This is a genomic window from Kribbella sp. NPDC051586, assembly GCF_044453965.1.
GTDB lineage: Bacteria > Actinomycetota > Actinomycetes > Propionibacteriales > Kribbellaceae > Kribbella.
This window is the reverse complement of sequence record NZ_JBITDF010000001.1, coordinates 1,224,692-1,247,740: the sequence shown is the minus strand read 5'-3', so window position 1 is coordinate 1,247,740 and position 23,049 is coordinate 1,224,692. Positions and strand designations below refer to the sequence as shown.

General features: G+C 68.5%; 26 protein-coding genes. 17 read left to right on the top strand and 9 right to left on the bottom strand.

Annotation, left to right across the window (positions count from 1 at the left end; genetic code table 11):
* Nucleotides 1–113: 113 nt before the first annotated feature.
* The gene (locus ACIA58_RS06200; RefSeq protein ID WP_396402504.1) at nt 114–1,271 is read left to right on the top strand and encodes an NAD-dependent epimerase/dehydratase family protein; all 1,158 of its coding nucleotides are present in this window, start codon (nt 114–116) and stop codon (nt 1,269–1,271) included.
* Nucleotides 1,272–1,406: 135 nt separating this feature from the next.
* Here the strand turns inward: ACIA58_RS06200 and ACIA58_RS06195 are convergent, their stop codons facing one another.
* The 4 genes from ACIA58_RS06195 to ACIA58_RS06180 are packed head-to-tail and all read right to left on the bottom strand — an operon-like array spanning nt 1,407 to nt 5,283.
* Entirely contained in the window at nt 1,407–2,129 is a 723-nt protein-coding gene (locus ACIA58_RS06195) for a methyltransferase domain-containing protein (RefSeq protein ID WP_396402503.1), read from the bottom strand.
* 42 nt (nt 2,130–2,171) lie between these two features.
* Nucleotides 2,172–3,173, bottom strand: coding sequence for an alanine racemase (locus ACIA58_RS06190; protein ID WP_396402502.1), 1,002 nt, complete (start codon nt 3,171–3,173; stop codon nt 2,172–2,174).
* 4 nt (nt 3,174–3,177) lie between these two features.
* Nucleotides 3,178–4,308, bottom strand: a complete 1,131-nt coding sequence (locus ACIA58_RS06185; RefSeq protein WP_396402501.1) for a lipid II:glycine glycyltransferase FemX — start codon at nt 4,306–4,308, stop codon at nt 3,178–3,180.
* 54 nt (nt 4,309–4,362) lie between these two features.
* A complete protein-coding gene (locus ACIA58_RS06180; RefSeq protein ID WP_396402500.1) occupies nt 4,363–5,283 on the bottom strand; it encodes an SDR family NAD(P)-dependent oxidoreductase in 921 nt (306 codons plus the stop codon).
* Nucleotides 5,284–5,402: 119 nt separating this feature from the next.
* On the opposite strand from ACIA58_RS06180, the gene ACIA58_RS06175 reads away from it, so the two are divergent.
* The 3 genes from ACIA58_RS06175 to ACIA58_RS06165 are packed head-to-tail and all read left to right on the top strand — an operon-like array spanning nt 5,403 to nt 7,936.
* Complete coding sequence (locus ACIA58_RS06175) at nt 5,403–5,969, top strand: TetR/AcrR family transcriptional regulator (protein WP_396402499.1); 567 nt, start codon at nt 5,403–5,405, stop codon at nt 5,967–5,969.
* Complete coding sequence (locus ACIA58_RS06170; protein ID WP_396402498.1) at nt 5,966–6,685, top strand: SDR family NAD(P)-dependent oxidoreductase; 720 nt, start codon at nt 5,966–5,968, stop codon at nt 6,683–6,685. The genes ACIA58_RS06175 and ACIA58_RS06170 overlap by 4 nt, the downstream gene beginning before the upstream one ends.
* 42 nt (nt 6,686–6,727) lie before the next feature.
* Nucleotides 6,728–7,936: an MFS transporter gene (locus ACIA58_RS06165; RefSeq protein WP_396402497.1), complete on the top strand. Its 1,209-nt coding sequence runs from the start codon at nt 6,728–6,730 to the stop codon at nt 7,934–7,936.
* On the opposite strand, the gene ACIA58_RS06160 is transcribed toward ACIA58_RS06165, so the two are convergent.
* Nucleotides 7,905–8,438 (bottom strand): NUDIX hydrolase, encoded by a 534-nt coding sequence (locus ACIA58_RS06160; protein WP_396402496.1) that lies wholly within the window; start codon nt 8,436–8,438, stop codon nt 7,905–7,907. The genes ACIA58_RS06165 and ACIA58_RS06160 overlap by 32 nt on opposite strands.
* Nucleotides 8,439–8,465: 27 nt before the next feature.
* Between ACIA58_RS06160 and ACIA58_RS06155 the strand changes: the two genes are divergently transcribed.
* Complete coding sequence (locus ACIA58_RS06155; protein WP_396402495.1) at nt 8,466–9,014, top strand: hypothetical protein; 549 nt, start codon at nt 8,466–8,468, stop codon at nt 9,012–9,014.
* Between the two features lie 5 nt (nt 9,015–9,019).
* Here the strand turns inward: ACIA58_RS06155 and ACIA58_RS06150 are convergent, their stop codons facing one another.
* Together ACIA58_RS06150 and ACIA58_RS06145 are read right to left on the bottom strand one after the other, a co-directional pair.
* Nucleotides 9,020–9,823: a deoxyribonuclease IV gene (locus tag ACIA58_RS06150; RefSeq protein WP_396402494.1), complete on the bottom strand. Its 804-nt coding sequence runs from the start codon at nt 9,821–9,823 to the stop codon at nt 9,020–9,022.
* A 30-nt stretch (nt 9,824–9,853) separates the two neighbouring features.
* Entirely contained in the window at nt 9,854–10,354 is a 501-nt protein-coding gene (locus ACIA58_RS06145) for an Lrp/AsnC family transcriptional regulator (protein WP_396402493.1), read from the bottom strand.
* Between the two features lie 94 nt (nt 10,355–10,448).
* Here ACIA58_RS06145 and ACIA58_RS06140 point away from each other — a divergent pair, with 94 nt between their 5' ends.
* The 5 genes from ACIA58_RS06140 (at nt 10,449) to rplI (ending at nt 13,509) form a co-directional block, all read left to right on the top strand.
* A complete protein-coding gene (locus tag ACIA58_RS06140) occupies nt 10,449–11,567 on the top strand; it encodes an MFS transporter (protein ID WP_396402492.1) in 1,119 nt (372 codons plus the stop codon).
* Nucleotides 11,568–11,764: 197 nt separating this feature from the next.
* On the top strand, nt 11,765–12,055 hold the full coding sequence (rpsF, locus tag ACIA58_RS06135; RefSeq protein ID WP_130386399.1) for a 30S ribosomal protein S6: 291 nt from the start codon (nt 11,765–11,767) through the stop codon (nt 12,053–12,055).
* A 92-nt stretch (nt 12,056–12,147) separates the two neighbouring features.
* Nucleotides 12,148–12,744 carry a single-stranded DNA-binding protein gene (locus ACIA58_RS06130; RefSeq protein ID WP_396402491.1) on the top strand — a complete coding sequence of 199 codons (597 nt, stop codon included), beginning with the start codon at nt 12,148–12,150 and terminating at the stop codon, nt 12,742–12,744.
* 70 nt (nt 12,745–12,814) lie between these two features.
* Complete coding sequence (rpsR, locus tag ACIA58_RS06125) at nt 12,815–13,048, top strand: 30S ribosomal protein S18 (protein ID WP_012924539.1); 234 nt, start codon at nt 12,815–12,817, stop codon at nt 13,046–13,048.
* A 14-nt stretch (nt 13,049–13,062) separates the two neighbouring features.
* Entirely contained in the window at nt 13,063–13,509 is a 447-nt protein-coding gene (gene rplI, locus ACIA58_RS06120; protein ID WP_396402490.1) for a 50S ribosomal protein L9, read from the top strand.
* 111 nt (nt 13,510–13,620) lie between these two features.
* On the opposite strand, the gene ACIA58_RS06115 is transcribed toward rplI, so the two are convergent.
* Together ACIA58_RS06115 and ACIA58_RS06110 are read right to left on the bottom strand one after the other, a co-directional pair.
* Complete coding sequence (locus ACIA58_RS06115; RefSeq protein ID WP_396402489.1) at nt 13,621–13,896, bottom strand: hypothetical protein; 276 nt, start codon at nt 13,894–13,896, stop codon at nt 13,621–13,623.
* A gap of 8 nt (nt 13,897–13,904) precedes the next feature.
* Nucleotides 13,905–15,338 (bottom strand): hypothetical protein, encoded by a 1,434-nt coding sequence (locus ACIA58_RS06110; RefSeq protein ID WP_396402488.1) that lies wholly within the window; start codon nt 15,336–15,338, stop codon nt 13,905–13,907.
* A gap of 248 nt (nt 15,339–15,586) precedes the next feature.
* On the opposite strand from ACIA58_RS06110, the gene ACIA58_RS06105 reads away from it, so the two are divergent.
* From ACIA58_RS06105 to ACIA58_RS06075, 7 genes are read left to right on the top strand one after another with little or no spacing between them, the layout of a single operon-like run.
* Entirely contained in the window at nt 15,587–16,204 is a 618-nt protein-coding gene (locus tag ACIA58_RS06105; protein WP_329004486.1) for a DUF6668 family protein, read from the top strand.
* Between the two features lie 15 nt (nt 16,205–16,219).
* On the top strand, nt 16,220–16,504 hold the full coding sequence (locus ACIA58_RS06100) for a conjugal transfer protein TrbC (protein WP_396402487.1): 285 nt from the start codon (nt 16,220–16,222) through the stop codon (nt 16,502–16,504).
* A 53-nt stretch (nt 16,505–16,557) separates the two neighbouring features.
* Entirely contained in the window at nt 16,558–17,415 is an 858-nt protein-coding gene (locus ACIA58_RS06095; protein ID WP_396402486.1) for a hypothetical protein, read from the top strand.
* Complete coding sequence (locus tag ACIA58_RS06090; RefSeq protein ID WP_396402485.1) at nt 17,412–18,311, top strand: hypothetical protein; 900 nt, start codon at nt 17,412–17,414, stop codon at nt 18,309–18,311. Before ACIA58_RS06095 ends, ACIA58_RS06090 begins: the two co-directional genes overlap by 4 nt.
* 1 nt (nt 18,312) lies before the next feature.
* Entirely contained in the window at nt 18,313–19,875 is a 1,563-nt protein-coding gene (locus ACIA58_RS06085; protein ID WP_396402484.1) for a hypothetical protein, read from the top strand.
* Nucleotides 19,862–21,370: an SCO6880 family protein gene (locus ACIA58_RS06080; protein ID WP_396402483.1), complete on the top strand. Its 1,509-nt coding sequence runs from the start codon at nt 19,862–19,864 to the stop codon at nt 21,368–21,370. Before ACIA58_RS06085 ends, ACIA58_RS06080 begins: the two co-directional genes overlap by 14 nt.
* A gap of 34 nt (nt 21,371–21,404) precedes the next feature.
* Nucleotides 21,405–23,018, top strand: a complete 1,614-nt coding sequence (locus ACIA58_RS06075; protein ID WP_396402482.1) for an ATP/GTP-binding protein — start codon at nt 21,405–21,407, stop codon at nt 23,016–23,018.
* Nucleotides 23,019–23,049: the final 31 nt, after the last annotated feature.

The following is a 23,049-nucleotide window of genomic DNA, read 5'->3' as shown; positions in this document are numbered from 1 at the left end:
CGGAGATTCTCAGCCGATTGCCAGCGAATAGATGACTCCCGTCACGTTACTCGCGGGGGTACTCGGGATAGGAAGGACTGTGACGACGTTCCCTGACGGAAGGCGGCCGAGCCGTGCGCGTACTCGTCCTGGGCGGTGACGGCTACCTAGGGTGGCCGACTGCTTTGCACCTCTCCGACCGCGGCCACGACACGGCCGTGCTCGACAACCTGGCCCGCCGCGGGTACGACCGTGAGCTGGGCGTCCAGAGCCTGGTGCCGATCGAGGATCTCGAGACTCGGGCGGCAGCCTGGGAGGAGGTCTCCGGCAAGCGGCTACCGACGTACGTCGGCGATCTGCTCGACGCGGACTTCATCTACCAGGTACTGCGTGAGTTCGAGCCGGACGCGATCGTGCATTTCGCCGAGCAGCGCGCCGCCCCGTACTCGATGATCGACCGCGAACACGCTGTGTACACGCAGCACAACAACGTAGTCGGCACCCTGAACCTGATGTACGCCGTCGCCGAGACCAACCCGGACATCCACCTGGTCAAGCTCGGCACGATGGGTGAGTACGGCACGCCCAACATCGACATCGAGGAAGGCTGGCTGGAGGTCGAGCACAACGGCCGCAAGGACCGGATGCTCTACCCGAAGAAGCCGGGCTCGTTCTACCACCTCAGCAAGGTGCACGACTCGCACAACCTCGAGTTCGGCTGCCGGATCTGGGGGATGCGCGTCACCGACCTCAACCAGGGCGTGGTGTACGGGCAGCAGACCGACCAGACCGTGCTGGACGCGCGGCTCGCGACCAGGTTCGACTACGACGCCGTGTTCGGCACCGTGCTCAACCGGTTCTGCATCCAGGCCGTCCTCGGCGAGCCGCTGACCGTGTACGGCGCCGGCGGCCAGACGCGCGGCTTCCTGGACATCCGGGACACCGTCGAGTGCATCCGGCTCGCAGTGGAGAACCCGGCCGACGCCGGGGAGTTCCGGGTCTTCAACCAGATGACCGAGAGCTACTCGGTCTCCCAGCTCGCCGATCTGGTCGCGGAGTGCTTCCCCGGCCCGGTCCAGGTCGAGCACCTGGACAACCCACGGGTCGAGCAGGCCGAGCACTACTACAACGTCAAGCACACCGGTCTGGTCGGCCTCGGCCTCCAGCCGCACCTGCTCTCGGAGACCCTGATCGAGTCGATGTTCGACATCGTCTCCGCCAACAAGGACCGCGTCGACCCAGCAGCCCTCCTCCCGACAGTCCGCTGGAAGGGCCACGTCAAGGAGCGCTGAGCTTCGACCTCACCAACTCGGCGAACCGTCGCGCCTCGGTCGATCGTGGATGGAGCGTGAAATCCAGACCCTGCCGTGCTTGTCGCGGCAGGGCTGGCGGGCGGCGGAGCCGGCCTGAACAAGCAGAGGACGTGACTAGCGGCGGGCACCGACAAGCAGTGTGGGGATCGCGGCCAGGAAGCGATCCCGGCGGGCCCGGTGGGACTGTTCGGCCAGCCAGTCGTCGGCGTCCTCCTTGGTGATCAGGGCTTTGTCGACGGCGGCGGCCGCTGCTGCCTTCAGTTGCTGGGCCATCTGATGGTGGTCGGTGATGACCTCGGTGTGTACGACGACCTCGACGTCGTGGAACTTGGCGTCGAGAAGCACGTCGCGGAGGGTTCGGGTGGCGCGTGGGGACACGGTGTGGGATTCGAGGCCGAGGCGGATCACATCGGTCAGGTCCTGGTCTGAGCTGGTGATCATCACGAAGCCGTAGTCCTGGCCGCCGACCACGATCCGCCCGCCGGGACGCAGGACCCGATGCGCCGCGGCGATCGTCGGGACCGGGTCCTCGAGCAGGTGGAACAGCCGCATCGCGCGGTACCCGTCCATCGACCCGTTCTCGAGTGGCAGGTCGTCGGAATGTGCCACGTGAAACATCGCCCCGGGCGCCCGCTCCCGAGCAGCCTCGACCGCGTCCGGATCGGCGTCGACGCCGGTCACCTTCAGACCCTTCCGAGCCAGCTCCGCGACCGCATGCCCCGCGCCGCACGCCACATCGACACAGGTCGCGCCGCGCTTCAGCCCCAGCAGCCGGTACGACGCCGCGCGCAGCTCGGCCGCACCGGGCCGTTCCTCGATCCGCTCCAGAAACCTCATGAACCCACGCTGCAACTTCAGGTGCACCTGAAGTCAACAGGGCTAGTCCATCGACACCTTGTCGAACGTCGTGGTGGTGTACCGGACGTCGAGGTCGACCTCGTCGCCGACCGCCGGCGGCGCCACCGACGACGGCAGGAACAGCATGCTGGCCTGCATGTGCGGCGGCTCCGCGAACCAGCGCTGCTTGCCCTCGATGCTGAACGGCGACAACGCCATCCCGGCCGCGTCGAGGCTGCCCTTCGCCATCGCGATCGCCCGCTGCCGGACGCTCGCCGCCGCGGTCGGCGCCTCCAGCCCGACGCCGTGCGCCGTACCGCCGGAGACGATCAGGATGTGCCCGTCGCCGCTGACCCGGCGCTGCCGGTAGCCGACGCGCTCGCCGCGCCGGACCGAGTGCACGTCGAGGACGGTCGCTCGGACCGTCAGCGCACCGCGGTCACCCAGCCACAGCCCGGTGCCCATCCGGAGCTTCACGTCGGGACCGATGTCGGCCAGCTTCTGCGCCGGCACGTGCGACACCCACAGCGGGCTCTTGCGGACGTCGAGCGCCGCCTTCGCCAGCTGCTGGGCTTCGCGCAGGTTCGCCGAGGTGCCGCCGGCGCCCATCGGGAAGTGCAGCGACCAGCCCTCGAACCGGATCCGGTCGAGCGCGTTCAGCAGCATCGTGTGCCGGAGTTCACGGGCCCCGATGCCGTGGCGGCGCATCGAGGTCATCACCTCGATCAGCACCCGGCTGCCGGCCGGGATCGAGACCAGGTCGGCCAGCCGGCTGACTGTGTGGATCACGTTCTTGCTCTGCGGCACCTCGAGGAACGGCCGCCACGGCGACAGTACGACGATGTCCTCGCGCGGGTCCGGCGGGACTTCGAAGTACGTCCCGACCGCGACCGTCCGCGCGCCGAGCGCGCGGGCCTCGGCCAGCAGCCGGTGGTTCCCGAACCCGTACCCGTTGCCCTTGGCGACCGGAACGATGTCGGGGTTCCAGGTGGAACGCAGGTGATCACGCCATCGATCGGAATCGACGTGCAGGACTAGGGGCATGGTGTCAACGCCGTCTCATGTAGAGGTCGAATGCGGTGTAGAGCGCCTTGTTCAACGGCAGATCCCACTCACCGACGTACTCGACGGCTTCGCCGCCGGTCCCGGTCTTGAACTGGATCAACCCGACGTGCGGGTCGTTCGGGTCCAGGGTGTCGGTGATGCCCCGTAGGTCGTACACGGACGCGCCCGCCGCGAGCGCGTCCGTCATCATGCGCCACTGGACCGCGTTCGATCCACGCACGTCTCGCTTGGCGGTCGAGCTGGCACCGTAGGAGTACCAGGAATGACCGCCGACCCGGACCCAGATCGTCGACGCGACCAGGTCGCCCTCGTGATGGGCGTTGTAGATCCGGAAGTCACAGCAGCCGGACGGCTGGTTCGCCATCGCGGCGTACATCTTCTCGAAGTACGGCAGCGGCCGCGGCGTGAAGTGGTCCCGCTGCGCGGTCTCGACGTACAGGCCGTGGAAGGCCTTGATGTCCTCGGGTCCGCCCTGCGTCACCTCGACGCCGAGCTTGTCCGCCTTCTTGATGTTGCGCCGCCACAGCTGGTTCATGCCCTTGAGCAGGTCGTCCTCGCTGCGCCCGGCCAACGGCACCTGGAAGACGTACTGCGGCTGTCCGGCGGCGAACCCCTCCGCGACCCGCGGCGCCTTCCAGCCCAGCTTGCGCAGCTGCTCGGTGACGGTCGCGCCAGACGGCTCGATCACATCCGGCCGGACGTCGCCGAGCTTCGGCTGCTGGCCGCCGGCGATGGCGTCCTTGATCGTCTTCGCGGTCCAGCGGCGGGTCGCGATCGGCGGACCCATCCGGATGCCGAACGCGCCACGCTCCTGCAGGTGCGCGGCCAGCGGGCGGAGGTAGCTGCCGAGGTCGATCGCGTCCCAGTCGATCACCGGGCCCTCCGGCAGATAGGCGAGGTACCGCTTCACCTTCGGCATCTGCCGGTAGAGCACGAGTCCGACACCGACGAGCTCGGCCGGGTCGGCCGCGTCGTACCAGCCGAGTGACTCCGCCTTCCACTCACTCTTCACCGCCGCCCACCCAGGGGTCTGCAGGAAGCTCGCGGCCGGCTGCGCCGCGATGTACGCGGCATGCTCGTCGGCAGAGATGGTCCGAATGCTGAAGTCACTCACGGGGGGTCAGAGTACCGGCCCGACCACGGGAACCGTAGCTGAGCCGGTTTCTGATCAAACCTGTGCGAGCAGCTTCTCGGAGAGGTCCCACAACCGAGTGGCCGACTCCGGATCCAGCGCGTACGGCGCGACGCCGGTGTTCTCACCCGCAACGTTGGGCAGTGCCTCGTTGCTGTCCTCGAAGTACCTGCCCGTCACGCCCTGCACGAGCGGTGACGCGGCCAGTAGTACTGATGTCGCCGCACCCTGCTCCACGGTCTTCCAGCGGTACTGGTCCCACTGCTTCTGCATGTCCGCTGGGACGTGCCGCTGGAGCGCGGTCCGGATCCCACCGGGCATCAGGGCGTTGGTGACGATCCCGTCGGCGGCCCAGCGCTCGGCTGCCTCGACCGCGAACAGGATGTTGGCGGTCTTCGACTGTCCGTACGCCGCCCACGGTTCGTACGGCCGGTGCTCGAAGTGGAAGTCGTCCGGATGTACGTCGGAGCGCAGGTGCGCGCTCGAGCTGACCGATACGACGCGGGCGTCCCCGGCCGCGGCGAGTGCGTCGTACAGGCCGAGCGAGAGGCCGAAGTGGCCCAGGTGATTCGTGGCGAACTGGTGCTCCCAGCCTTGCGGCGTACGGTTCAGCGGCTCGGCCATGACGCCGGCGTTGTTGACCAGGATGTGCAGCGGCCCGGTCCAGCTCCCGGCGAAAGCGCGCACCGACTCGGGGTCCGCGAGCTCGATGGGAGCGACGAACACGTGGTTGTTGCCGGTGCTCTCGATGATCTGTGCGGCGACGCGTTCGCCGGCCGCCGTGTTCCGGACCGCCAGCGTCACCTCGGCGCCCGCTCCGGCGAGAGCGCGGGCGGTCTCGACCCCGATCCCGGACGCGCCACCGGTGACGACCGCGCGGCGGCCGGTCAGGTCGACCCCGGCGATCACCTCGGCCGCGGTGGACTCGGATCCGAAAGGAGTGGTGAATCTGCTCATCAGCGTCTGTCCTGTTCTGCGAGCTACGCTTAACCGGAGGAGCCTCCGGTAACTCCAGTTAAGCGGAGGTGCCTCCGGTTATCAAGGTCCGCTAAGTTTGACGCCCGGAGGGAGGGGACATGAGTGGCATCGGTGAGCGTCCGCTGCGCGCGGACGCACAGCGCAATCGCGGCCAGATCCTCGACGCCGCGGCGCGTTCGTTCTCCAAATGCGGTCTGGAGGCGACGCTCGAGGGCATCGCGAAGGACGCCGGTGTCGGCATCGGCACCCTCTACCGGCACTTCCCGACGCGGGAGGCGTTGATCGAGGCGGCGTACCGCAGTGAGCTCGCGGCGGTCTGCGATGCCGCGGCGGAGCTGCTCGCGAAGCTGCCGCCGGCCGAGGCGCTGCGGGCGTGGATGGACCGCTTCATCGACTACATGGCTCGGAAGATGGGGATGGCCGATGCGCTCCGCGCGGTGATCGCCTCCGGCGCGGATCCGTACGCCCAGAGCCGCGATCTGCTCGTCGGCGCGATCACACCGATCCTCGAGGCAGGTGCCGCCGCCGGCGATCTGCGGCCCGATGTCACGGCTGACGACGTACTGATCAGCCTCAGCGGGGTCGGACTGGCCGCGTCCGGTCGGCGCGACCAGGCCGACCGCATCCTCAATCTGCTCATCGACGGCATGCGGTACGGCGCGTGACGCGCAAGGTCGCGCTGGTGACCGGCTCCACCTCCGGCATCGGAGCGGCCACGGTACGGCGGTTGGCAGCGGACGGGATGACCGTCGCAGTGCACTCGCGATCGAGCTACGAGGCCGGGAAGGCGCTGGCCGCCGAGCTGGGCGGGTCGTACCACCAGGCAGATCTGTCCGACGATGTGGCGGCGCAGGCGTTGGTCCCGGAAGTGGTGAACGAGCACGGGCGTCTCGACGTACTCGTGAACAACGCCGGCATCAGCTGGCCGGTCCCGCACGCCGCACTCGACGGGCTGACTGCGGACGACTGGCGTCGACTGCTCGACGTCAACCTGATCGCGCCCTGGATGTTGTGTACGGCGGCCCTCCCGGCGCTGCGTGAATCCGGCGGTTCCATCGTCAACGTGACGAGCCACGCCGGCGTACGTCCGAAGGGCAGCTCGATCGCGTACGCCGCGTCGAAGGCCGCACTGAACCACGTGACGAAACTGCTGGCCGCGGCGCTCGGACCTGAGGTTCGCGTCAACGCCGTCGCGCCCGGTCTCGTCGACACACCGCTCACCGAGTCGTGGACAGACGCGCAGGAGCTGTGGAAAACCGCGAGCCCGATGCGTCGCGCCGCGCAGCCGTCAGATGTCGCGGACTTGATTTCCGCAGTTGTCCACAACAGCTACCTGACCGGTGAAGTCATCCTGCTGGACGGCGGCCTGAACCTGCGCTGATTCTGCGCTGATTCTGTCGGTGCCCGCTTCTACGATCGCGGGATGTCTTTGGGTCGGGACTTCCGTCGGTTGTGGGTCGCGTTCACGGTCAGTGCGTTCGGATCGGCGGTCGGTCTCGGCGCGTTGCCGTTGGTCGCGGTCCTCGTGCTGGACTCGAGCACGTTGCAGGTCTCGATGCTCGCCGCGTTGTCCGCGCTGGCCGGCGCGGCGATCGCGTTGCCGATGGGGGACATCATCGAGCAGCGGCGAAAACGGCCGGTGATGATCGCGGCGGACCTGGTGCGGTTCGCCGCTCTCCTGTCGGTGCCCGTCGCGGCGGCGTTCGGCGTACTGACCTATGCACACCTGTGTGCGGCGGGTGTGGTGCAGGCTGCCGGGACGATCGCGTTCCAGGCCGCCGGCGGTGCGCATCTGAAGGCGCTGATCCCGCCGGCCGGCCGCGCCGAGGCGAACAGCCGGTTCGAGCAGACGAACTGGCTTTCGCTGAGTGTCGGCCCCGCGATCGGTGGCGGGCTGGTCAGCCTGGTCGGGGCGACCATCACGCTCGCGGTCGATGCCGTGTCGTTCCTCGGGTCGGCGATCGGGATCCGGCGGATCCAGCAGCCCGAGCCGGAGCCGGTGAAGCGGGAGGGAAAGGCGGACATCACCGCGGGCTGGCGGTACATCCTGCGGCACCGCGGACTGCGGGCCTTGTTCTGGAACTCGCAGCTCTTCGGCGGGCCGGTGATGATGACGTCGCCGTTGCTGGCCGTCTTCATGCTGCGGGACCTCGGGCTCGCGTCGTGGAGCTACGGCGTGTTCCTCGGCATCTCCTGCATCGGCGGCGTGATCGGTGCGCGGATGGCGCCTCGGCTCACCAGGCGGTACGGACTGCACTGGATGCTGCTGGTGTTCGGCGTACTGCGGGCGCCCTGGCTTCTCCTGTTCCCGTTGGCACCGCACGGGATGGGCGGGTTCGTGCTGCTCACCCTGGCGGAGATCGGCCTGCTCGTCGGCGCGGGAGCGTTCAACCCGTCCTTCGCGACCTACCGGATGGAGCAGACCGAGGACGGGTACATGTCGCGGGTGGTGGGCGCGTGGTCGATCAGCTCGCGGTGCGTGCAGCCCGCGTTCATCGCGCTCGGCGGGGTGCTCGCGACCGTGATCGGGATGCGGGGCGCGTTGTGGGTGGCGGGGATCAGCTGCACGCTCAGCGCCGTACTGCTGCCGTGGCGGGCTGCTAGACCAGCTGTCGTGCCTGAGCCAGCCTGACGATCGGGCCCATGACACCGCCGGGCTGGCCGTCGAGGTAGTCGGCTGCCTCGCCCGGCGGCAGCACCAGCACCTCCGTGACCTGCTCGCCGTCCTCGGGGTTGGTCGGCTCGTGCTCGATGACGACATCGGCGACGAAGTTGGCCCAGTACGAGACCGGGTGCGGCAGGTGCGGACGGTACGGCGTCGGCCGGCGATGGTCGGCGCGGTGGGCGCCGAGCCAGGTCAGCGGACCGGTCAGCCGGGCTCCTGCCTCCTCGATCAGCTCTCGCCGGACGAGCTCCTCGATCGTCTCCCCGGGCTCACGGGTGCCGCCGGGCAGGAACCGCCAGCCCATATCGTTGCCGCAGACAACGACCCCGCCAGTGGTCCGGCAGACCACGTGGACGTTGCTGATCAGCTCGTCCGGCGGTTCGTCGACGGTGAACCGGACATCGAGGTCGCCCCACTCCCAGTAGCCGGGTGCGAACAGCTCGGGGAACCGCTCTGGCCAGGCCTGCATAACCTCATTCTGCGCTACCGTCGCCGCATGGCGCAGTCAGACCCCGAGCCCGAGCCGGCCCCCGACCCCGAGGCGGCCCCGGCAGTTGAGCCCGAGCCCGGGACGACGACCGAGTCTGAGGCCGATGTAAACGCCGACTCGGGGGATGAGGCGAAGGCCGATTCCGATTCCGAGGTTGAGGAGAGTCCCGAGGCCAAGCAGCAGCGGACGATCCATCGCTTCCTGTGGACCTGCTCCTGGCTGACGGCCCTGGCCGGCGTGTTCCTGATCTCCGGGATGACTCAGTCCCACCGCAGCTACAACGGCTTCGCCTGGCTCGGTGCGGTGGTGGCCGTCCTCTGCCTGCTCGCCCTCATCGCCGGGTACGTCGCCTGCGCACGCGGCCGGCTCACTCTGCGGACCCGCCTGCTCGGCCCGCTGGACGTCTTCCAGACGAGCACCCTGGTGATGGTGGTCGCAGTGATCTGCGGCCTGCTCGCACCGTCGAGCAACTCCTCGGCACTCGCACTGCTTTTCCCATGGGCCCTGACCTACTGGATGTACGGTCTGGACCGCACGAAGACGCCCGCGAGCTGAGACACCTACTTGAGGTGCGCCCGGAGGTAGTCGAGGTCGGCCTTCTGTCCGTTGTTCGCGTTCGGGGTCTCGACGACGACCGGTGCACCCGCCGCCTGCACGACGGCCACGATGTCGGCCGGGTCGATATGCCCCTCCTCGAAGTTGCTGTGCCGGTCCGCGCCGGAGCCGAACTCGTCGCGTGACCCGTTGGCGTGCACCAGGTCGATCCGCCCGGTGATTGCCTTCACCTTCTCGACGATCGTCGGCAACTCCTCGCCGGCCGCGTGGAAGTGGCACGTGTCGAGGCAGAACCCAACGTTCTCCAGCCGGTCGTTGCCCGAGGCCTGCACCGCCTCCCAGAGCCGCGCGATCCGCTCCAGCTGCCGGGCCATCGCGTTCTCTCCGCCGGCAGTGTTCTCGATCAGCAACGGCACGGGCAGCTCGGCCCGCTCGATGCACTTGCGCCAGTTGTCGAACCCGGCCTCGGGGTCGTCCTCGTCACCGACGTGGCCGCCGTGGACGATCACGCCCTTGACGTCGATCTCGGCCGCCTTGTCCAGCGTCTGCTGCAGCAGCTTGCGACTCGGGATCCGGATCCGGTTGTTCGTGTTCGCGACGTTCAGCCGGTACGGCGCGTGCACGTAGAGGTCGACCCCAGCGGCGGCGGCGCGGGTCTTCAGCGCCTCCTCGCCATCGGCGTACGCGAGCTTCGGCGCCTTGTAGTCCTGCGGGTTGCCCAAGAAGAACTGCACCAGGTCGGCGCCCCGGTCGGCCGCCTCCGCCAGCGGGTCTTCCTGGTCCACATGCGCACCGAGCTTCACAGTCATGACCACAGCCTAGGACTCCCCACGGACAGTTCAGGAACCCCATCCGGCCGACCTCGTCACGGTCCGCTCGTCGTCGGTCGGGGGCTGCACCGGCCGACCCTCGAACTCCGTGGAGAGGACGATGTGGGTGTTCATCTCGCCGTGCTCGCCGAGTCGCTCGAACAGCCCTTCGAGGTGCCGCATCGACGTCACCCGCACCCGCAGCATCGAGCACGAGTTGCCGCTGAGCTTGTGGATCTCGAGCACCTCGGGGAAGTCTTCGGCGCGCGTGGTCTTCAGCAGGCAGCGGCCGGTCGTGCAGCGCATCTGGACGAACGCCGACAACGGCTGCCCGGCGCGCGCCGGGTCGATCTCGGCGCGGTAGCCCTTGATCACGCCGGCCTCTTCGAGGCGCCGCACCCGGTCCGCGACCGCCGGCGGGGACAGGTTGACCCGCTTGCCGAGCTGGTTGAAGGACAGGCGGCCGTCGGACTGCAGGGCGGCCAGGATCTGCCAGTCGGTGGCGTCGAGCTCGCGCTCCTGAAAGGTCATGACCCCAGAACACCTTCGAGATCGGTCCTCCACAAGGGCAGACGCCTTGTTTCGCGCATTCTTCGAGGCGTCCGGCTTTCCTAGCGTGGAAGGCATGCTGCTTCCTGTCATTCTCGCCGCCGCCCTGATGAACGCCGCGATGGTCGCCGCCAGCGCGGTCAGCGCCATCCTGATCGCCGACGACCTCGGTCCGGCGCTGGCCGGTCTCCCCAACACCGCAGGTGTACTCGGCACAGCTGCGGGAGCTATGGCGGTCGGACGATGGACTGCACGGCTCGGACGCGCGCAGGCACTCCGGTCCGGGTACGGCGTGGGGGTCGCCGGGGGAGCGCTGACAGTACTGGCGGGCGTGGGTGCACCGGTCGCCCTGCTGTTCGTCGGCATGTTCCTGCTCGGCGTCGGCAACGCAGCGAGCCTCCTGTCCCGCTACGCCGCCGCCGACGCGGCACCGCCGTCTCGACGTTCCTATGCGATGAGCACAGTCGTCTGGGCCAGCACCATCGGTGCCGCAGGAGGACCGTTCCTGATGGCACCGTCCCAGTCCTTCGCTTCCGGCTTCGGTCTTCCAGCGATCGCCGGCCCGTTCCTGCTGGCCCTGGGCGCAGTGTTCTCCGCACTGGTCGCGTCGACGTACATCCGGCGTACCAAGGCGACCGACGCGCCTCAGGTACGCCGAGCGTCGGGCGGCCGGTCGGTACTACTCGCGGCTGGCGTCATGGTCGTGGGCCAACTGGTGATGGTGTCCGTGATGACGGCTGTCCCGGTCCACACGCACCTGCACCACGACGGACTCGGGCTGCTGGGCGTGATGCTGTCCGTCCACACCCTGGGGATGTTCGCCCTGTCTCCGTTGACCGGCTGGTGCATCGACCGGTTCGGGCCCCGCGTGGTGACGCTCGCCGGCCTGATCGGGCTGCTCGTGGCCGCAGTACTTGTCACCCGGACCGGACTGGTCTTCACGCCGACGCTGTTCCTGCTCGGCTATGCGTGGAACCTCTGCTACCTCGGCGGCAGCGCCCAGCTGGGATCGGCCGAACTGGAGAGCCGGGTGGAGTCGTCGATCTGGACCGTCTCGGCGCTGGCCACCGCCACCTCGCCGTGGCTGTTCACGCTCGGCGGCTTCCCGGTGCTGGCCGTGATCTCGGTGATTCTCGCCGTACCGTTGCTCGTGCTGGTACTCCGCCGCGGTGAGCGCATCGTCGTCTTGCGGTGACGCAGAGTCATCGGAACAGGCCTGTGGATATGGTCAATAGGCCGTCCGGACGCTGGTATTCTCTTGATGTGGCCCGGTCCATCGACCGGGCTCGCTGCTTGGCGCCGACGGCAATTGCCGGCGCAGAGCACACCCGCATCGCCCTCCTGCCACGGAGAGACCGTGGCCGCCAAGTCCGAAGGAGGTGGAGTTCGCGCATGCGTCGTTATGAAGTCATGGTGATCCTCGACCCGGAGCTCGATGAGCGCACCGTGGAGCCGTCCATCGACCAGTACCTGAACATCGTCCGCAAGGAAGGTGGCACGGTCGAGAAGCTCGACATCTGGGGTCGTCGCAAGCTTGCCTATGACGTGAAGAAGAAGTCCGAAGGCATTTATGCCGTCGTCGACCTGACCGCCGAGCCGGCGGTGGTGAAGGAGCTCGACCGTCAGCTCACGCTGAACGAGTCGATCCTGCGCACCAAGGTCATCCGGCCGGACCAGCACTGACCCTGGGGTCGTCAGCAGCCATCGGTACTGTCGGCACCAGCCGGTACCAATAGCTGTAGACACAGCCACACCCGATAGCAGGAGGAACGGCAATGGCAGGCGAACCACCTATCACCCTGATCGGAAACCTGACGGGTGATCCGGAACTGCGCTTCACGCCCTCGGGCGCCGCGGTGGCGAATTTCACCGTCGCGTGTACTCCGCGGACGCTGGACCGCCAATCCAACGAGTGGAAGGACGGGGAAACCCTCTTCATCTCGTGCGCGGTGTGGCGCCAGGTTGCCGAGAATGTTGCCGAGTCCCTGACCCGCGGTTCCCGGGTCGTCGTGCACGGGCGCCTCAAGGCGCGCAGCTACGACGACCGCGACGGGAACAAGCGCACCGTTTTCGAGTGTGACGTCGAAGAGATCGGCGCGAGCATGCGTTACGCGACGCTGAAGATCTCCAAGACCTCGCGCTCCGACGGTGGCGGCGGCGGTTTCGGTGGTGGCGGTGGTGGCGGCCAGCAGTTCGGTGGCGGCGGCAACCAGGGGGGTGGCAACCAGGGCGGCGGCTACGGCGGCGGTCAGGGTGGCGGCCAGCAGAACGACCCCTGGGCGACCCCGCAGGGCGGTGGCGGCCAGTCCGCCCCGCAGAACGACCCCTGGGCCAGCCAGGGCGGCGGCTCGATGGAAGAGCCCCCGTTCTGATCGGCCCGCAAACCCGTTAGGGACCATTCCGGCACGTGCCGGGCTCTGGAAATAGGAAGAGAGCACCACAATGGCCAAGATCATTCGGAAGCCGAAGAAGAAGGTCTGCGGCTTCTGCAAGGACAAGGCGACGTACGTCGATTACAAGGACACCGCGCTGCTGCGCAAGTTCATCTCGGACCGCGGCAAGATCCGCGCCCGCCGGGTGACCGGGAACTGCGTGCAGCACCAGCGCGATGTCGCGACCGCTATCAAGAACGCTCGTGAGGTGGCCCTGCTGCCCTACACGAGCACCGCTCGCTGAGGGAGGCGCGAACCATGAAGCTCATCCTGTCTCAGGAGGTCGAGGGCCTCGGGGCTCCCGGCGACATCGTCGAGGTCAAGGACGGCTACGGCCGTAACTACCTGGTCCCGCGCGGTCTGGCCATCGGCTGGACCCGTGGCGCCGAGAAGCAGATCCAGACGATCAAGCGGGCGCGTGACGCCCGGGCGATCCAGGGCAAGGAGCACGCGAGCGAGGTCAAGAACCAGCTCGAGCAGCTCAACGTGACCCTGGCCGTCAAGGCCGGCGACACCGGCCGCCTGTTCGGCTCGGTCACCCCGGCCGACATCGCCACGGCGATCAAGTCCGCCGGCGGTCCGCTGGTCGAGAAGCGTGCGATCGCGATCGCGTCGCCGATCAAGACCACCGGTAAGCACCAGGTCGCGGTCCAGCTGCACCCGGACGTGGCCGCCACGGTCCGCCTCGAGGTTGCGGCCGGCTGACCACAGCACCACACAGCACCACCACGAAGGCCCGCGCTCCCGGAAGGGACCGCGGGCCTTCTGTCTGCCGCCGCCGGTCGCTCGGCCGCGGGTCGCTCAGCCGGGGGTCGCTCAGCCGCCGGGTTGTTCCTGGACCGTCGGCCACTCGACCGGAGCGGGTTCGGTCGTGCTGTCGCCGTCGTCGTCCGACTTCGCCACTGCGGGCCATTCGACCGGCGCCGGCTGTGCCGCCTCGCCGTCGTCGTCGCCGGGCACGGCCACCGTCGGCCACTCGACCGGCGCCGGTTCGTTGTCGTCGGCAAGCGCCTGGGCCGTCGGCAGCAGCAGGACGCCGACCGCCGCGAGCCCGGCCAGCACGCGAACCGGCCGGCGGGTCGCGCCACGCATCGGCCGGCTCATCGTGCGGCCGGGTTCAAGGCGTAGAGGACCGAGTTGTAGACGATGATCGCGTGATTGCCGGCGATGCCCCACGGGCGGACCGGAGCTGGATTCAGCGGGTGCTGCGGCTTGCCGGGCGTGACGGCGTACATCTGGCCGGCGATCGTCCCGTAGATCAGTGATCCGGTGATGGACAGCGGGCTGAAGTTCTCGATGGTGGCGATCAGGGGAGTCGAGAGGTTGATCAGGCACTCACCCCAGGCAGCGATCCTGCGGTTCGGGTCCGGAACCCAGGCCCAGGCCTCGGCATCCGACGCCGACGTCGGCCGGCAGACTGCCACGACCTTGCCGCTGGCGGTCGAGTGCACCGCCGGGATCACCTTCTCGGGATCCTTCGTCTGCCACAGCGCCAGCGCGTAGTCCGGACTCGCGGAGAGCACCTGCTGGGGCTTGTCCGAGATCGCGCCGCCCGGCTTCTGCGGCGTGACCGTCTGCAGCGGCTTGTCCGGCGCACTCCAGAACAGCGGGCCGTGGTACTGCGCCATCAACGCGCGATCGCCTTCGGCCAGCAGGATCGTCGACAGGCGGCGCTGGTTCGGCACGGCCTTGAGCGTGCCGCCGGACATCACCATCGCGCCACCCGTCCCGCTCAGGACGATCAGCGGGGACTTGCCGAAGAACTGCACCTTGGCTTCATCGGGAAGCCCGACCTTCTTCGGCTCCGCGCCGCCGCCGGCCCAATAGATCAAGGTGTCCGGCGTCGCGATCGCCAGCACCAGCTTGCCGTCGATTGTCGTGTAGACCGGGCTCTCCGCGTCCTTCGGCACCTGGTCCTGCCACAGCACCTTGCCGTTGCTGTCGAAAACCGCGACCTTCCCGTCGGCGGTCAGGATCGCGACCTCGGTGCCGTCGGGCTTGATCGCGGGGTGGGTGTCTTTGGCTATGTCGACCGTCCAGCCCGCGTGGGTGGTGAAGCCCGGCGGCACGTTGCCCGGTGGGAACTCGTCCGGGGTGACCTGCGGTGCCGGCAGGGACGGCAGCAGCGGTGACGCGGTCGAGGTCGGCTTCTTGTGCAGGTTGGGTTTGATCACCGCGACGAAGACGACCGTGCCGATCACCAGGACACAGCCCACCACCATCGCCACGACGATCGGCCAGATCGGCTTCTGACCGCTGCTGCTGCCGCCGCCACGACCGGAATCGGGCTCGAGCGCGTCGACCTGGCCGTCCGGGTGGATGATCAGTGGCCAGGAGGCGCCGTCGGACTCGACCGCGGTCGCCTTGACCGCCCGCCCGAGCTGGGCGGCCCGCTCGCTGACGAGCTGGATCGCAGCCTGCCGTGGGTCGTGATGGTTGACCGGGTGGCTGCGGCCGGCGATCTTCACTTCGGCGTTGTGGTCGTCGTACAGCCGAATCGTGACCTTCGGCCAGGAGGGGATCTTCTCAGCCACGATGTCCTCTCATTCCCGCCACAGATCTCCCTCGCTCATCCGACTACGACGTCCTCGTTCTAGCATGTCCCCCGCACCAGGCATGCCAGGGATTCCGGGCAGGCAGAAACCACGCGAGCCCGGCGGCTCGACTGACCCCGACAAGGGGGTAGAAACATCCTCGCCTGTGGATGGGTCACGAAAGTACACCCGGAAAGCGAGAGAATACTGTGGGCGACAGCCTGTGACGCACCGCGAGAGGAGGGGCCATGACGCAGAACCCGTGGACACGAGAGCAGTCTCCGGGTCCGCAACAGCCGTCGCCGGTCCCTACCCAGCCGGACATCACCCCTCGGGGGCCGTCCGCCCCGCAGCACGGGGTGCCGGCGCCCGCGGAGGATCAGCGCCTGCCCAAATTCGCTATCCCGGTCGCGGACACGTTGTGGTGGGTCGGTGTGCACGGTGGCGCCGGCGAGTCCACGATGTCGCTGCTGCTGCCGGGCACCCGGGCGGCCAACCACCGTTGGCCGATTCCGCCGCCACCCGTGCCGACCCCGGTGATCCTGGTCGCACGCACCCACGGGTCCGGCCTGCGCGCCGCGCAACGAGCCGCGATCGAGTGGGCCTCGGGTGTCGTCCAGGGAGTGGCTGTGCTCGGCCTGGTGCTGATCGCGGACGCCCCGGGCCGGCTGCCCCGCGTGCTCGACGACTTCGCCGACATCGTCGGCGGGGGTGTGCCGAGAGTCTGGGACATCCCCTGGATCGAGGAGTGGCGCCGAGGGGAGGCTCCCACGCCTGACAACACCCCGGACGAGGTCTTCGAAGTCCTTGAATCCATCTACGCTCTTCGCGCGTCAAACCCAGCGGACTACCCCGCCCCGTACTGAAAGGTATTCACCATCATGATGCTGATACACCACATGGTCATGGAGCTCAACACCATGACGCTCCCTCTCGATGCCCCTCCCGGCGTGCAGACCAACCTGGACAAGGTGCTCGGCTGGGTCCGGTGGATCGCGTACTCCGTCTGCACCCTCGGCATCCTGATCGCCGGCGGCATGATGGCTGTCGGCCAGCGCCGCGGTGAGGGCGGCGAGCACGCAGCCCGTCTCGGCTGGGTCCTGGCGGCCTGCATCGTGATCGGCGCGGCGACCGCGCTCACGCAGGCCCTGGGTGGCCACGGCTGACAGTCAGGAAGTGATCGTGGTGTCGCGCGACCTGTTCGGAGGTGAATCAGAGGGTGGGACTGTTCAGCAGTGACCGGGACGCCGACGGCGATTCCGACGGCGAAGGGACCAGCGTCTTCGCCGAGCGTGGGTTCATCGCGTCGGCGATCGTCATCGGAGCTGTGCTCATCTGCCTGGTGGTCTGGTTCATGTTGGGTGGTCGTTCGGACAACCCGACGGCCGGCCCCAGCCAGACTCCGAGCACCCTGGTCCCTACCGGCCAGCCCACCGACACCGGGCCGACCGGTCCGCCCGCGACACCGACCGAGCAGCCGACCGCCACGAAGACGGCGCCGCCCCCGCCGAACAGCCACACCGGCGGCTGCCACGACCACAGCCCGGATCAGGCGATCCCCCGGGTCGCCGCGCCGGTCGGGGTGAGCTGGCAGTTCGAGGCCGAGATGCTGATCCCGCTCCAAGCGGCGGGCGGACCGGCGACCACCAGCCCGGACGGAGTGCGCTCCTGCTTCGCGCACTCGCCGACAGGTGCGGTGCTGGCGGCCATGGTCCTGCTCGGCCAGATCCAGAACCCGGCCGTCGGGATCGCCGCGCTGCGCAGCCGGGTGATCGCCGGCCCGGGCAAGACCGCGGCGCTCGCCGCGGCCAAGGACGACCGGGCGACGCCGCCGACCATGGCCGGTGAGCTCCAGTTCTCCGGTTTCAAGGTGCTCGACTACACCACGACCCGGACGATCATCCAGGTCGTCGCCAACCTGGAGAACAAGGCGTACGGTGCCATGCCGGTCACGATGCAGTGGTCGCACGGCGACTGGTACGCGGTGCTCCAGGACGACGGCACCTTCAACGGCTCGGTCGAGCCCGACATCCTGTCCAGTCTCAGCGGCTACGTGAGGTTCAGTGGTGCATCATGATCGCCCTTGAGTGCGGGGGCTGGCCCTGGCAGTGGGACGACTGCTTCAAGGACGGCCTGAAGACCGCGCTCGAGTGGACCTTCGGCAAGTTCGCCGACTTCATCTTCCAGGCGATCGCCGACATCGTCGTGAAGGCTGTCGAGGCTGTGATGAAGGCCGTCGGCCTGCTGTGGGTCTACATTCCGACGCCGGCCATCGAAGGCAACACACCGGCGCTCTGGATCCAGCAGCACACCAACTTCATCATGATCTTCATCGCCTCGCTCGCGGTGATCGCGTCCGCCGTCCAGATGGCCGTCTCGCATCGCGGTGAGCCACTGCGGGACATCCTCCGGTCGTTGCTGACCCTCGTCGTGGTGACCGCGTCGGCGACGGCCTTCGCCGGGACGCTGATCTCGGCCGCGGACGGGTTCTCGAGCTGGATCATCAACAAGGCGCTCGCCGCGAACGGGCACAGTTTCGCGAAGAACCTCGCAGACCTGATGACCGAGCCGCTGAAGAGCCCGCCCGAGCAGTTCGGGTTCGTGCTGGTGATCCTGGTCGGCATCCTGATGGTGATCACCTCGATCATCCAGCTGGGGCTGATGATCATCCGCTACGGGATGCTGGTGCTGCTCGTCGGCGTACTTCCGCTGACCGCGGCGGCCACCAACACCGAGATGGGCATGGCGTGGTTCAAGCGCGCACTCGCCTGGCTGGCCGGATTCATCATCTACAAGCCGGTCGCGGCGCTCATCTATGCCACCGCGCTGTACCTGATGTCGACTCCGAACGTGAAGGACGCTCCGGCCGGTACTCCGCAGACGCTGAAGATCCTGATGGGCGTGACGATGATGATCGTCGCTGTCGTCGCGCTCCCCGCAATTCTCCGCTTCGTCTCGCCGAGGACGTCTTGACATGATTCCGATGAGCGTCCTCTCCTGGGCGATCGATCTCATGGAAAAAATCCTTGAGCCGATCTTCAACCCCATCCTAGAAACGGTGATGAGGTTCGTGTTCGAGCCAATTCTCAAAGCCATCGCCTCAGCGGTCGGGACTCTGATGAGCACGATCGCGACCTTCTGGATCTACGTGCCGACGCCGGCCGTGGCAGGCGCCGACGGCAGGCCGGCCAACGACACGGTCAGCTGGATCTGGGAACACACCCAGTTCATCACGATCTTCATCGCGGCGATCGGACTGCTCGTCGGCGCGCTCCAGATGGCCTGGACCCAGCGCGGGGAATCGGCTCGCGAACTGCTGCGCTCGCTGCTCACCCTCGCCATCGCCGCAGCTTTCGTGATCGCCGTCGCGCAGGTCCTGATTACCGCGGCCGACATCTTCTCCAGCTGCATCGTCAGCACCGCGCTCGACTCGGGCAACGCACCATGGGTCGACGGTTGCCAGAAGATCGGCTCCGGAGATTCCGAACACTTCGGGACGGTGATGGGGACGGTCCTGGGCTTCGGTGCGGTCGCCGCGCTCGCCGGTTCACCGCTGCTGATCGGGATCATGATCGCGGTCGGCATTCTCACCGTCATCGCGAGCATCATCCAGATCGTGCTGATGGTCGTCCGGAGCGCGATGCTCATCCTGCTGCTCGGCGTGCTGCCGATCGCGGCCGCCGCGACGAACACCGAGATGGGCCGGAACTGGTTCAAACGAATAATCGCCTGGCTGCTCGCGTTCATCCTGTACAAGCCGGTCGCGGCGATCGTCTACGCCACGGCGATCCGCCTGGTCACGAACAACGGCGCCCCGCTGCACTTCGATATCAAAGACCCCCAGCAGACCGGCAGCCTGGTGATGAATGTGATCACCGGCCTGACGATGCTGGTGCTCGCGCTGTTCGCGTTGCCGGCCCTGATGCGGTTCATCGTGCCGATGGTCTCGGCGACCGCGGGCGCGGCCGGCGCCGGCATGATCGCGGCCAAGATGATGCCCGGCATGGACAAGCTCGGCGACATGGCGAACAAGCAGGCCAGTGAGGGCAGCGACGGCGGCGGCAGCGGAGGCGACGGTCCGTCCGGCGCCCAGAACGTCGGCAGAGCACCGCAGCAGGCCCCGAGCAGCAGCGGCGAGGGTGCGGCCGGCGGCGAAGGCGCAGCCGCGGGCGGTGAAGGCGCGGCAGGAGCTGCGGCCGGCGGTGAAGGCGCAGCAGCCGGCGCGGCCGGTGCCGGAGCTGGAGCCGGCGCTGCAGCGGCCGGACCTGCCGCGGCAGTAGCTGCCCCGGTCGTCATCGGGGTCGCAGCCACCAAGATGGCTGGTCAAACGGCCGCGGCCGAGACGCTCGACAGCGGCGACGCCGCCGCGAGCAGCGGTGGCGGTGGCGGCGGCCCGAGCGGCAGCGGCGGTGGCGGCGGTGGCGGCGGCGGTGGACAGCAGAGCGGCGGAGGCAACCAGCCTCCACCTCCGTCTGGCCCGAGTGGCAGCGGAGGCGACGACCAACCGACACCGGACGGACCAAGTGGCAGCGGCTGAGAACGTACGACGCGCACCTCGCACCTACGGCAACTGGCGGCAGCCCGCGTCCGCGGGCATCGCCGGCCTGGGCATGCTCGGCACGGGCATCATGATGGGTGGCCTGCTGCTGGTCGTCATCGCGACCATGTCCGGCGGCATCCCGGCCGCGATGATCACCCTCGTGATCGTCGGCGTCGTGCTGCTGCTGCTGATGACGAAGGACAAGCATGGGCAGTCCACCCTGCAACGGATCTCGACCCGTATTGGATGGCAGCGAGCAAAGATGGCAAAGCACAACATCTACCGATCCGGTCCACTCGGCCGTACCGCGTGGGGCAAGTTCCAGCTCCCGGGTCTGGCCGCGTCCTCGCAGCTGAGCGAGTACCAGGACTCGTACGGACGTCCGTTCGCACTGCTGTTCTACCCGAGCACGCGGCACTTCACCGTCGTCATCAACGCGGAGCCGGACGGCGCCTCGCTGGTGGACGAGGAGCAGGTGGACATCTGGGTGGCTCACTGGGGTCAGTGGCTGGCGTCGCTCGGCCACGAGCCGGGCATCGTCGCGGCCTCGGTGACGGTCGAGAGCGCGCCCGACACCGGCATCCGGCTGCGTCGCGAGGTCGGCAACAACATGATGGACGGCACCCCGGCGATCGCGCGGGCGATGCTCACCGAGGTCGTGCAGACGTACCCGGAGGGCTCGGCGCTGGTCTCGGCCCGCGTCGCCCTGACTTTCAAGGGCACCGACCGGAGCGGCAAGCGCCGCAAGGAAGACGACATGGGCCGCGAGCTCGCGGCCCGGCTGCCAGCGCTCACGCAGAGCCTGAACGCGACCGGTGCGGGCGCCGCCCGGCCGGTGAGTGCCCAGGAGCTGTGCGAGGCGATCCGGATCGCGTACGACCCGGCGTCCGCCGTACTCATCGACGAGGCTCGTGGTCAGGGCATGCCGCCGGAGCTGCAGTGGACCGACGTCGGCCCGTCCGGCGCCCAGTCGTTCTGGGACAAGTACCGGCACGACTCCGCGTGGTCGGTGACCTGGCAGATGTCCCAGGCGCCGCGCGGTGAGGTGTTTTCCTCGGTGCTGTCGCAACTGGTGGCGCCGCATGTCGACATCGACCGCAAGCGCGTCACCCTGCTCTACCGCCCGCTCGACGCGGGTACGTCGGCCCGGATGGTCGAGGCCGACAAGCGCAACGCGTCGTTCCGCGCCACCACGTCGGCCCGGCCGTCGGCGCGCAGCCTGGCCGAGGCCCGCGCCGCCGAGCGGTCCGCGCAGGAGGAGGCGCGCGGCGCCGGTCTGGTCAACTTCGGCATGGTCGTCACCGGCACGGTGATGACCGTCGAGCAGATCCCGGACATGATCGCCGCGATCGACAACCTGGGCGCCACCGCCCGCGTCCTGCTCCGGCCGGTGTACGGCTCGCAGGACTCCGCGTTCGTGGCCGCGTTGCCGCTGGGCGTCGTACTGCAGAACCACCTGGCTGTCCCGGCGGGTCTGCGAGAATCTCTATGATCGGAATCCGCACGGTGACCTCTGGGGAGTCACAGTGAGCCCTAAGCAGAAGAAGCCAGTCGATCCGACCCGTCGCGGCAAGCGGCCGATGCCGCGAGGCTGGCCGGGACCGGGCGCCGGCTACTCGACGTACGTGCAGGCCGCGCCCGAGTGGCGCGGGACGACCGTGCAGGTGTGCGGCATGTGGCCGTTCGCGGCCGGTACCGGCAGCCCGATGGTCGGCGTGCCGATCGGGCGGAACATCCTGTCCGGCGCGACCATGTGCTGCGATCCGATCAGCTGGTTCATGCGGGCCAAGCTGATCTCGAACCCGTCGATGTTCGTCCTCGGCAAGCCGGGTCTGGGCAAGTCGACGATCACCCGGCGGATGGCTCTCGGCCTGGCCGGGTATGGCGTGATGCCGCTGGTGCTCGGCGACCTCAAGCCTGACTACAAGGACCTGATCGAGGCGCTCGGCGGCCAGGTCATCCAGCTCGGCCGCGGCCGCGGGCACCTGAACGTGCTCGACCCGGGTGAGTCCCGCGAGGCCGCGCTCCGGCTCACCGGCAAGGCGCGCGAGGCGATCCAGGCCGACGCCCACGGCCGCCGGCAGACAATGGTCTCGGCGCTGATCGCGATCATGCGCAACCAGAACCCGAACGACCGCGAGGAGACCATCCTCGACGAGGCGCTCAAGGTCCTGGACGAGCGATTCCAGGGCACGCCGGTGTTGAAGGACCTGCTCCAGGTCGTCCAGGACGCTCCGGACCGGGTCCGCAACGTGGCCCTGGACCGCGGCAGCCTGGACCGCTACCGGCAGATCACCGAAGGCCTCGAGGCCTCGCTGATCGGTCTGGTCGGCGGCGGACGGCTCGGCGAGATCTTCTCCGCGCAGACCGACAACCCGATCCAGATGGATCGTCCGGTGGTGTTCGACGTGTCCAACGTCGACGACTCCGAGACCAGCCTGCAGGCCGCCGTACTGCTGGCCTGCTGGTCGTACGGGTTCGGCGCGGTCGCGGTCTCGCAGGCGCTGGCCGATGCCGGTCTGGAGCCGCGGCGGCACTACTTCGTCATCCTCGACGAGCTCTGGCGGGTACTGCGGGCCGGTAGCGGCCTGGTCGACCGGGTCGACGCGCTGACCCGGCTGAACCGGCAGCGTGGTGTCGGCATGGCGATGATCTCGCACACCATGTCCGACCTGCTCGCGCTGCCGAACCCGGAGGACCGGATGAAGGCGAAGGGCTTCGTCGAGCGTTCGGGCATGGTGATCTGCGGCGGTCTGCCGCGCGCCGAGATGGAGAACCTGACCGAGGTCGTGGCGATGTCGCAGGAGGAGCAGAACATGCTCGTCGGCTGGCAGGACCCGCCGGCCTGGGACCCGGCCACCGGCAAGGAGGCCGCGCCTCCCGGCCGGGGCAACTTCCTGATCAAGGTCGGCGGCCGCCCGGGTATCCCGGTGCACGTCGGACTGACCACGGTCGAGCGCGAGATCAACGACACCAACAAGCTGTGGAAGACCGGCGACGACGGCAAGCCGCTGAAGGTGGAGGTCGCACCGGACGGCACCGAGGCCGTCGTCGGTGAGTACAGCCTGGACGACCCGGCGATGCTGCCACCGCCCGACCCCACCACCCGAGTGGTCGCCCGAACGGGAGTTGACGAGTAATGGCCCAAGGCAGGAAGAGCACCGGACCGGG

Excerpts from the sequence above, each read along its gene's own strand:
- ACIA58_RS06180 (WP_396402500.1), bottom strand. The coding sequence starts at position 5,283 with ATGAGCAGATTCACCACTCCTTTCGGATCCGAGTCCACCGCGGCCGAG.
- ACIA58_RS06145 (WP_396402493.1), bottom strand. The coding sequence starts at position 10,354 with ATGACCTTTCAGGAGCGCGAGCTCGACGCCACCGACTGGCAGATCCTG.
- ACIA58_RS06090 (WP_396402485.1), top strand. The coding sequence starts at position 17,412 with ATGATCGCCCTTGAGTGCGGGGGCTGGCCCTGGCAGTGGGACGACTGC.
- rpsR (WP_012924539.1), top strand. The coding sequence starts at position 12,815 with ATGGCCAAGATCATTCGGAAGCCGAAGAAGAAGGTCTGCGGCTTCTGC.
- ACIA58_RS06155 (WP_396402495.1), top strand. The coding sequence starts at position 8,466 with ATGGCGCAGTCAGACCCCGAGCCCGAGCCGGCCCCCGACCCCGAGGCG.
- rplI (WP_396402490.1), top strand. The coding sequence starts at position 13,063 with ATGAAGCTCATCCTGTCTCAGGAGGTCGAGGGCCTCGGGGCTCCCGGC.
- ACIA58_RS06175 (WP_396402499.1), top strand. The coding sequence starts at position 5,403 with ATGAGTGGCATCGGTGAGCGTCCGCTGCGCGCGGACGCACAGCGCAAT.
- ACIA58_RS06100 (WP_396402487.1), top strand. The coding sequence starts at position 16,220 with ATGATGCTGATACACCACATGGTCATGGAGCTCAACACCATGACGCTC.
- ACIA58_RS06105 (WP_329004486.1), top strand. The coding sequence starts at position 15,587 with ATGACGCAGAACCCGTGGACACGAGAGCAGTCTCCGGGTCCGCAACAG.
- ACIA58_RS06085 (WP_396402484.1), top strand. The coding sequence starts at position 18,313 with ATGATTCCGATGAGCGTCCTCTCCTGGGCGATCGATCTCATGGAAAAA.
- ACIA58_RS06190 (WP_396402502.1), bottom strand. The coding sequence starts at position 3,173 with ATGCCCCTAGTCCTGCACGTCGATTCCGATCGATGGCGTGATCACCTG.
- ACIA58_RS06165 (WP_396402497.1), top strand. The coding sequence starts at position 6,728 with ATGTCTTTGGGTCGGGACTTCCGTCGGTTGTGGGTCGCGTTCACGGTC.
- ACIA58_RS06160 (WP_396402496.1), bottom strand. The coding sequence starts at position 8,438 with ATGCAGGCCTGGCCAGAGCGGTTCCCCGAGCTGTTCGCACCCGGCTAC.
- ACIA58_RS06130 (WP_396402491.1), top strand. The coding sequence starts at position 12,148 with ATGGCAGGCGAACCACCTATCACCCTGATCGGAAACCTGACGGGTGAT.
- rpsF (WP_130386399.1), top strand. The coding sequence starts at position 11,765 with ATGCGTCGTTATGAAGTCATGGTGATCCTCGACCCGGAGCTCGATGAG.
- ACIA58_RS06150 (WP_396402494.1), bottom strand. The coding sequence starts at position 9,823 with ATGACTGTGAAGCTCGGTGCGCATGTGGACCAGGAAGACCCGCTGGCG.
- ACIA58_RS06140 (WP_396402492.1), top strand. The coding sequence starts at position 10,449 with ATGCTGCTTCCTGTCATTCTCGCCGCCGCCCTGATGAACGCCGCGATG.
- ACIA58_RS06195 (WP_396402503.1), bottom strand. The coding sequence starts at position 2,129 with ATGAGGTTTCTGGAGCGGATCGAGGAACGGCCCGGTGCGGCCGAGCTG.
- ACIA58_RS06115 (WP_396402489.1), bottom strand. The coding sequence starts at position 13,896 with ATGCGTGGCGCGACCCGCCGGCCGGTTCGCGTGCTGGCCGGGCTCGCG.